The 7,615-nt window shown below is 77.0% G+C and carries 4 protein-coding genes; all 4 read right to left on the bottom strand.

The window, feature by feature from the left end:
• Positions 1-128 precede the first annotated feature (128 nt).
• Genes ACZ6O5_RS29890 through ACZ6O5_RS29875 form a run of 4 tightly spaced genes read right to left on the bottom strand, consistent with a single transcriptional unit; the run spans position 129 to position 7,612 of the window.
• Positions 129-2,483, bottom strand: a complete 2,355-nt coding sequence (locus ACZ6O5_RS29890) for a non-ribosomal peptide synthetase (RefSeq protein ID WP_465981498.1) — start codon at positions 2,481-2,483, stop codon at positions 129-131.
• Complete coding sequence (locus tag ACZ6O5_RS29885; protein WP_465981496.1) at positions 2,480-3,841, bottom strand: DUF6002 family protein; 1,362 nt, start codon at positions 3,839-3,841, stop codon at positions 2,480-2,482. The genes ACZ6O5_RS29890 and ACZ6O5_RS29885 overlap by 4 nt, the downstream gene beginning before the upstream one ends.
• Positions 3,832-5,001 (bottom strand): potassium transporter TrkA, encoded by a 1,170-nt coding sequence (locus tag ACZ6O5_RS29880; protein WP_465981494.1) that lies wholly within the window; start codon positions 4,999-5,001, stop codon positions 3,832-3,834. Before ACZ6O5_RS29880 ends, ACZ6O5_RS29885 begins: the two co-directional genes overlap by 10 nt.
• Complete coding sequence (locus ACZ6O5_RS29875; RefSeq protein ID WP_465981539.1) at positions 4,982-7,612, bottom strand: amino acid adenylation domain-containing protein; 2,631 nt, start codon at positions 7,610-7,612, stop codon at positions 4,982-4,984. The genes ACZ6O5_RS29880 and ACZ6O5_RS29875 overlap by 20 nt, the downstream gene beginning before the upstream one ends.
• Positions 7,613-7,615: the final 3 nt, after the last annotated feature.

Genomic DNA, 7,615 nt, shown 5'->3' with positions numbered 1-7,615 from the left:
TTCCTCGCGCTCACGGTGCCCGCCTTTCGTTCGCGACTGCGGGACTCCGCTGCGCTGCGTTCCTCGCGCTCACGGCGCCCGCCTCTCGTTCGCGACTGCGGGACTCCGCTGCGCTGCGTTCCTCGCGCTCACGGTTCGCCCTTCCCCGGGTCGCCGCCCCGCGCGGCCCGGCGCCGCGCCATCCGGCGGCCGACCGCCGCCAGGCGACCGTCCTCCGGCACGCCGTTCGCGCTGCCCGCCGCCAGGTGCGCGGCCAGCGACGCCACCGTCGGGAACTCCACCAGCCGGGCCAGCGGCACCCGCCGCCCGAGCTGTTCCTCCAGGTGCTTCTGCACCAGGGCGAGTTGGAGCGAGTGGCCGCCCGCGGCGAAGAAGTTCACCCGCCGGTCCACGGTGGACAGTCCCAGCACCGCGCGCCAGCCCGCCGCGATGGTCTCCTCGACCGGCCCCGACGGCGGCCCACCGGTCGGGCCGTCGGCCTCCGCGTCCGGGTCGGGCAGGGCGGCCGGGTCGAGCTTGCCGGTCGGGCCGGTCGGCAGGTCCGGCACCGGCACCACGGCCCGGGGCACCATGAAGTCCGGCAGCACCGCCGCCAGCCGCCCCCGCAGCTCCGCCGGCCGCAGGTCCGCCCCGCCGGCCGGCACGACGTACCCGATGATCTCCTGCTCGCCGGCGCCGGCCGCGTCGCGTCGCGCCACCACGGCCGCCCGGCCCACCCCGGGCAGCCCGGCCAGGTGGGCCTCGACCTCACCCAGTTCCACCCGGTAACCGCGGATCTTCACCATCCGGTCGCTGCGGCTGAGAAAGACCAGCGTCCCGTCGGGCAGCCGCCGGGCGACATCCCCGGTCCGGTACGCCCGCACCCCGTCGTGCTCGGTGAACCGGGCTGCCGTCAGCTCCGCGAGCCCCAGGTAACCGAGCGCGACGTGCGGGGTGCGCACGACGACCTCGCCGGTCCGGCAGGTGGGGCGCCCGGCCGGGTCGGTCAGCACCACCTCGACGCCCGGCAGCGGGTGCCCGATCGGTACCACGGCCCGCTCCGGGCGGGCGTCGGGCGGCAGGTGGTGCTGCGTGGCGAAGCTGATCTCGGTGGTGCCGTACCCGTTGACGAACACCACGCCCGGCGCGAACGACCGCCGGGCCAGCGTCACGTCGTGCCGGGTGACCTCCTCGCCGCCGAGCAGGATCGCCCGGACCGACGGCAGCCGCCCACCGTCGCCCAGGCTCGCCACCAGGTAGCGGTAGACGGTGGGGGTGGAGTGGTAGACCGTGACGCCCCGGTCGGCGAGCGCGCCGGCCAGGTGACCGAGGCCGTGCGCCCGCACGTCGACGGGGACGGCGGCGGCGCCGGACAGCAGCGCGGCGAACGTGTCGGTGACCGCCATGTCGTAGCCGAACGAGGTGAGCACGCTGGTGCGGTCGTCCGGCCGGACGGCGAAGTTGCGCACGTGGTTACGGATGCCGAACAGCACGTTGCGGTGGCTCTGCACCACCCCCTTGGGCTGTCCGGTCGACCCGGAGGTGTAGAGCACGTACGCCGGGTCGTCCGGCCGCGCCGGGCCGGGCGGCACCGGCGGGCCGGACCCGGGACCGCCCGGTCGCAGCGGCACCACGGGCAGCGCCGGCAGCCCGGCGTCGGCGGCCAGCGTGGCGGCGAGCCGCGCGTGTGCGGAGTCGGCGACGACGGCCCGTACCCCGGCGTCGCGCATCATGCCGGCCAGCCGGATGGCCGGGAACCCGGGGTCCAGCGGCACGTACGCCGACCCGGACGCCAGCGCCGCGAGGATCCCGGTGATCGTGGCGACCCCGTGGCGGCACAACACCGCCACCGGCGCGGGCGGCGTCGCGGGGTCGCCCGGCCCGGTCAGCGCCGCCGCGGTCGCGGTCACCGCCGCGCCGAGGTCGCGGTAGGTCACCGTCGCGTCGTCGGCCAGCACCGCCACCCGGTCCGGGTGCGCGGCGACCACCGCGGCGAACGCGGCGGGGATCGTCTCCCCGCGTACGGCGTCGACCTCGGTGCCGTCGCCGCCGTGCAGCCGGCCCAGGTCGGGCGCCGGACGCCGCTCGTAGCGGGCCACGCGCAGCACGTCGGCCGACGACGCGTCCGGGTCGAGCGCGGACAGCACGTCGGTCAGGTCGGCGCACAGGTCGTCGGCATAGTCGTCGGGCAGGCCGGTCAGCGTGCCGGCGCGCAGGTCGGGGTCGATCCGGACGACCGCGTCGGCTGTGACGCCGGGCGACGCCGGGCGCAGCGCGTGCCACAGTTCCCGGATCGGGGCGTCGACGGTCAGGTCCAGCGTCACCGGCTCGTCGCCGTGGCCCAGCGTCACCACCTGGACGCCGGTGTACCGGCGGACCAGCAGCGCGGTCGCGGTGAGCACCACAGTGGCCGGCTCGACCCCGGCGGTCCGGGCCCGCGCGACGAGCCGCTCGGCCGGCCCGGCGGGCAGGCCGAGCGGGTGGGCGGCCGGCGTCGGGCTCACCGCCGGCCCACGACTGCCGCCGCGACGTCGGCGACGGTGGACACCTCGGCGTCCGCGTCGGCGACCGTGAAGTCGTCGGCGTAGCTGCCGGTGCCGTGCACCACGATGTCGTGTCCGGCCGGCACCAGGCCCCGGTCGACGGCGTTGCAGACGCCGGTCAACGCCATCACGATGGACCACTCCCGCAGCCGTCCCGGCTCGGCCGGCAGCACGAGCCCGGCGTCGGCCAGCCGCGCCCGGGCCGCCGGGTAGTGCTTGACGCACTCGCGCCGCGACACCACGATGCCGTCGCCGCCGTGCCTGTCGATCAGCGCGTTCATCGCCGGGGAGGTCACCGGGCGGTGGGTGTAGAAGGTCGGGTCGAGCACCTCGGCCGGGTCGTCGGTGACGGCCGGGAAGCGCGGGTCCTTGTCCTGCGTCCAGGCGTCCAGGCTCTCGTCGCGGGTCCAGGTCGGGACGTTGTCCCGCGCGAACGAGCCGTGGCGCAGGCTGAGCACCATGTCGGGCGTGCCGAGGTGCTGCACGAGCAGGAAACCGGGACGGTCGTCCGGGTCGGCCCGGCCGGCCGCCTCCAGCACGTCGCGGCCGAGGTTGTAGCCGAGCAGACCGAACGCGCTGGACACGGCGTGGGCGTGCCAGCGGGCGGGGGCCCCGCCGGTCGGGGCGACCTCGGCCTCGAACGCGGCCCGGGCCGCGTCGGCCACCAGGTAGTTCCTCAGGTCCAGGGTGTACCAGAGCGTGACGCCGTGCTCGTCGTGCAGCCGGGCGGCGTACGCGTCGACGAACGCGCGGCCGAGCGCCTTCACGCCCTCCGGGTCGTCGCCGGTGTAGCGCAGCAGCGGGTTGAGCCGGCGGGCGACCGGGTCGGCGGCGAGCGCGTCGTGGCGGAACTTGTGCCGGGTCGCCCGCGGCGCGAGCACCACGATGGCGAGTTGCTCGGGCGTGACCAGCCCGGCCGCGTACGCGCGGGCCACCGCGTCGCGCAGCGCGACACCCTTGTTGGCGGAGGTCGGGGTGACGATGCGCAGCCGGGCGCCGGTACGCCGGATGTGTTCCACCGCGCGGGCGACGATCACCAGGGACGCGAACGTCTTGGTGGTCCGGGTGTCCGGGTTGCCGGTCAGGTCGAGCAGGTGGAGGCGGTGGCCGCCGTACTCACCGAGCGGGGCCCAGCGCACCGTGGCCGCGGCGTAGAAGTCGCGCACGGCCGGGGTCAGCTCGGGCAGGTCGAAGCCGGGCGCGAAGCCGGGCGTGCCGGCGGCGTCGCCGGGGCCCGCGCCGCACCGCCGCACCGCCGAGGCGATGACGTCCTGGTAGTCGGTGATCAGGTTGCGGGTGGTCGGGGCGGTCACGGACATCGGGCTTCCTCCCACACACTCCGGACACGGGCAGGCGCCGGCGGCACCGCTCGCAGGTGGTCACGCAGGGCGGTGAACCGGGCGAAGACGTCCGGCAGCTCGCCGGCGTGCCAACCGCCGGCCAGGTCCGGCCGGTACGCCGCCAGCGCCGCCCGGGCCCGCTCCGGGTAGCGCACGTGGCCGTCGTCGACCTCGACGCCGTCCCGGCGCCCGGCGGCGGTGTTCCAGGCCGACGCGTGCGCCACGTCGACGCCGGCCGGCAGGCGCAGTTCGGCCCGGCCGGCGCGCAGTCGGACCGGATAGCCGCCCGGCAGGCCCAGCGGACCGGGCAGGTTCGCCACCACCTCGTCCACCCCGGCGGCCAGCGCCGCCACCACGGCGGCCCCGGCGTGCCCGGCCAGCGCGTTCAGCTCCGGGCGGGGCAGGGCGCGGTAGCCGGCGAGCAGCGTCGTGACGTCCGGGACCTCCCGGCCGTCCAGCCAGGCGCGCACCTCGGCGGTGTCGTCGGTGGCGGCCGGGTCGGGTGCCGCGAGGTGGGCGTGGTGGCCGAGCACGGCCAACCGTCGAGGTCCGGGGCCGCCCAGCGCGGCGTCCAGGCAGGCGGCCAGCGTCGCCACGTTGCCGATGCCGCAGAGCACCGGCCGGCCCGCCGCGGCCAGCAGCGGGTTGACCGCGTCCGGGAAGGCGGCGTTCACCAGCGACGCGTCCGGCGCGCCGGCGGCCAGCGCGGCGGCCAGCCGGGACACCAGCTCGGCCTGCAACGCCAGCGTCACCCCGAACCCGGCGGCGGTGACCAGCTCCGTCCAGGCCGACGGCGCGTGCGTCCGCTCGTACGGCGACTGGGCCGACGCGGCGCAGACCAGCACGTCGGGCCGGAGCTGGGCCATCGACGCGGCGTCGGCGGCGTAGCCGGCCCCGGGGTCGGTGGTGGACGGGGTGAACGGCCGGGCGGCGAACCCGACGGCGGTGCCGGCGACAGTGGCCCGCACCTGCGCGCCCCGGGCCAGCCGGTCCGCCGCGCCCGGGTCGCGGGCCAGCACGGTCACCCGGAGCCGGACCGGGGTGGGGATCGCGGCCAGGGAGTCGCAGAGCGCGCGGGCGAGCCGGCCGCCGCCCACCACGACGACGTGCCGGGACGCGTCACCGGGCGGCGCGGACATCGTGTCCCCCGTCGGTGACCCGGGTCAGCCAGTCGGCGAACGACCCGGCGCGCAGGCAGCCCGCCGGGCTGACCTCCAGGCCGGCCATCTCGCGCACCCGCACCGCCACCCGCAGCGCGGTCAGCGAGTGCCCGCCGAGGGCGAGGAAGTTGTCGTCGTCGTGGACCGCGTCGACGCCGAGCGTGACCCGCCACGCCTCGCGCAGCCGGTCGGTGAGCACGCCGCCCGGTTCGGCGGCGAGGTCCGCCCGCGGTCGGGGTGGCGGCGGCAGCTCCCGCCGCGCCACCTTGCCGTTGGGCAGCCGGGGCAGGTGGTCGACGAGGACGATCTGGTCCGGGCGCATCGCCGACGGGAGCGTCGACGCCAGGTAGCCCTGGAGCTGGGCGGTGGTCAGCATCTGGTCGGCGGGCTCGGCCCAGGGCGAGCCGGCCGGCGGCTGCTCCCCCGACCGCACCGCGTAGAGGTAGCTGACGTCGGCGTCGGCGCCGACGTTCCAGTCGCCGATCTCGTGCACCGTGAACCCGGCCGCCGACAGCAGCTCCCGCGCCGGTGGCGCGGTGACGCTGCTGCGCTCGACCTCCAGGCACACCTGGCGGACGCGGGGCCAGTGCTCCGGGCGCACCCCGCGCAGCACGCTCAGCTCGGCGCCCTCCACGTTGACCTTCAGCAGGTCGACCCGGTCGAGCGCGAAGCGGTCCAGCAGCTCGGACAGGGTCACCGTCGGCACGACGTGCGCCACCGGGGTCAGCCGGCGGCGCGCGTCCGCCAGCAGCGCGGCCCGTTCGGCGTCGTCGGCGGCGCCGCCGCCGTGCCGGTAGTGCGACCGGACCAGCTCCGACGCCGCCCCGGCCCGGTCGGCGCCGAGGCCGGACAGGTAGCTCAGCTCCGGAAACGAGATCAGCTCGGCGGTGCCGGCGACGTCGGTCACCGCCGCCTCGACGACGGACGCCGACGCGGCGTAGAGGCCGAGGTTGGCCCGCAGGTACGGCAGCGTGTCCGGGTTCGGTTCGACCGCGACCAGGCGTACGTCGCGGGCCTGCCGGGTCGCCCAGAGCGCGAACAGGCCGATGTTGGCGCCCACGTCGACGACGACCGCGCCGTCACCGAGGCGGACGCCGAACCGGGAGTACTCCGCGTGGTCGAAGATCTGCCGGAAGAGGAAGACCGCCTCGTCGGGCGAGGCGGCGGTCACCGCCATGCCGTTGGGCAGCCGGAACCGGGGCAGCCCACCGACCGTCGGGGCGCGTCTCGGCCGGGGCACGACGTAGCCGACCAGGCGCGGCCCGGCGTCGGCGTCGGCGTCGGGCACGGTCACCACCACCGCGTCGTGCACCGCGGGATGCTCGCGCAGCACGGCCGCGACCTCGCCCGGTTCCACCCGCACGCCCCGGACCTTGACCTGGTCGTCGACCCGGCCCCGGAACTCCAGGAACCCCTGCGGCGCGACCCGCACCAGGTCGCCGGTGCGGTAGAGCCGGCCGCCCGGCCGCTCCGGGTCGGGCCGGAAGCGTTCCGCGGTGAGCGCGTCGTCGCCCAGATAGCCCAGGCCGACCGCCACCCCGCCGAGCCACAGCTCACCGGTGTCCCCGTCGGCGACCGGCCGGCCCTCCTCGTCGCGCACGTGGGCGACCACGCCGTCGACGAGCCGGCCGATCGGGGCGATGCTGCCCGCGTACGGCTCGGCGCAGTCCCAGTAGGACACGTTGATCGAGGTCTCGCTCGGGCCGTACCCGTTGAACAGCCCGCACGGCAGCACCTCCCGCAGCCGCCGGACCAGCCGCATGTCAAGCGCCTCGCCGCCGCACAGCACCCGCCGCAGCGTCCCGCAGCCGGCGAACTCCGGCTCGTCCAGCACGTGCCGCAGCATGGTCGGCACGAAGTGCGCGGTGGTGACCGCCTCCCGCCGGATCAGCCGGACCAGGCCGAGGCTGTCGAACGGCAGCCCCGGACCGGCGACGACCACGACGCCGCCCGCGACCAGCGGGGCGAAGATCTCGTGCACCGACGCGTCGAACCCGATCGACGCCTTGTGCAGCACCCGGTCCTCGGCGGTGAAGCCGAACCGGTCGTGGCCCCAGGCCAGTCGGTTGACCAGCCCGGCGTGGTGCAGCACCACCCCCTTCGGCCGGCCGGTGGAACCCGAGGTGAACAACACCAGCGCGGCCTGTTCCGCGGGCGGCGCCCAGCCCGCGCGGTCCGGCGGGTCGAGGCCCACCCCCACCCCGGCGGTACGCACGTCGCGCCAGAGGGTGTCCGCCGGTGCGGCCACCGTGGCGGGCCGGTCCGCGTGGAGCACGACGCGCGGGGCGGCCAGGGCGAGCATCTGCTCGGCCCGGCCGGAGGGCAGCTCGGGATCGACCGGGACCGCGACCGCGCCCGACCCGAGCGTCCCCAGCAGCGCCGTCACGTAGTCGGCGGACCGGTGCAGGTGCAGGCCGACCCGGTCGCCCGGCCGGACGCCGGCCCGGCGCAGCAGCTCCGTCGTCGCGTCGGCCCGCTCCCACAGTCGCGCGTAGCTCAGCTCGCCGTCCGGGGCGACGACCGCGATCCGGTCGGCGTCCGGGCCGGTGGGCCGGTGCACCAGATCGGGCAGGTAGCGCGGATCGGACATGGT

This window comes from Micromonospora sp. NPDC049201 (assembly GCF_055586805.1).
Note: the sequence above shows the minus strand (reverse complement) of the source record. Positions and strands in the feature narration are given on the sequence as shown.

Bases quoted from the DNA above. Each gene is read 5' to 3' on its own strand.
- ACZ6O5_RS29880 (WP_465981494.1), bottom strand. From the start codon at position 5,001: ATGTCCGCGCCGCCCGGTGACGCGTCCCGGCACGTCGTCGTGGTGGGC.
- ACZ6O5_RS29875 (WP_465981539.1), bottom strand. From the start codon at position 7,612: ATGTCCGATCCGCGCTACCTGCCCGATCTGGTGCACCGGCCCACCGGC.
- ACZ6O5_RS29885 (WP_465981496.1), bottom strand. From the start codon at position 3,841: ATGTCCGTGACCGCCCCGACCACCCGCAACCTGATCACCGACTACCAG.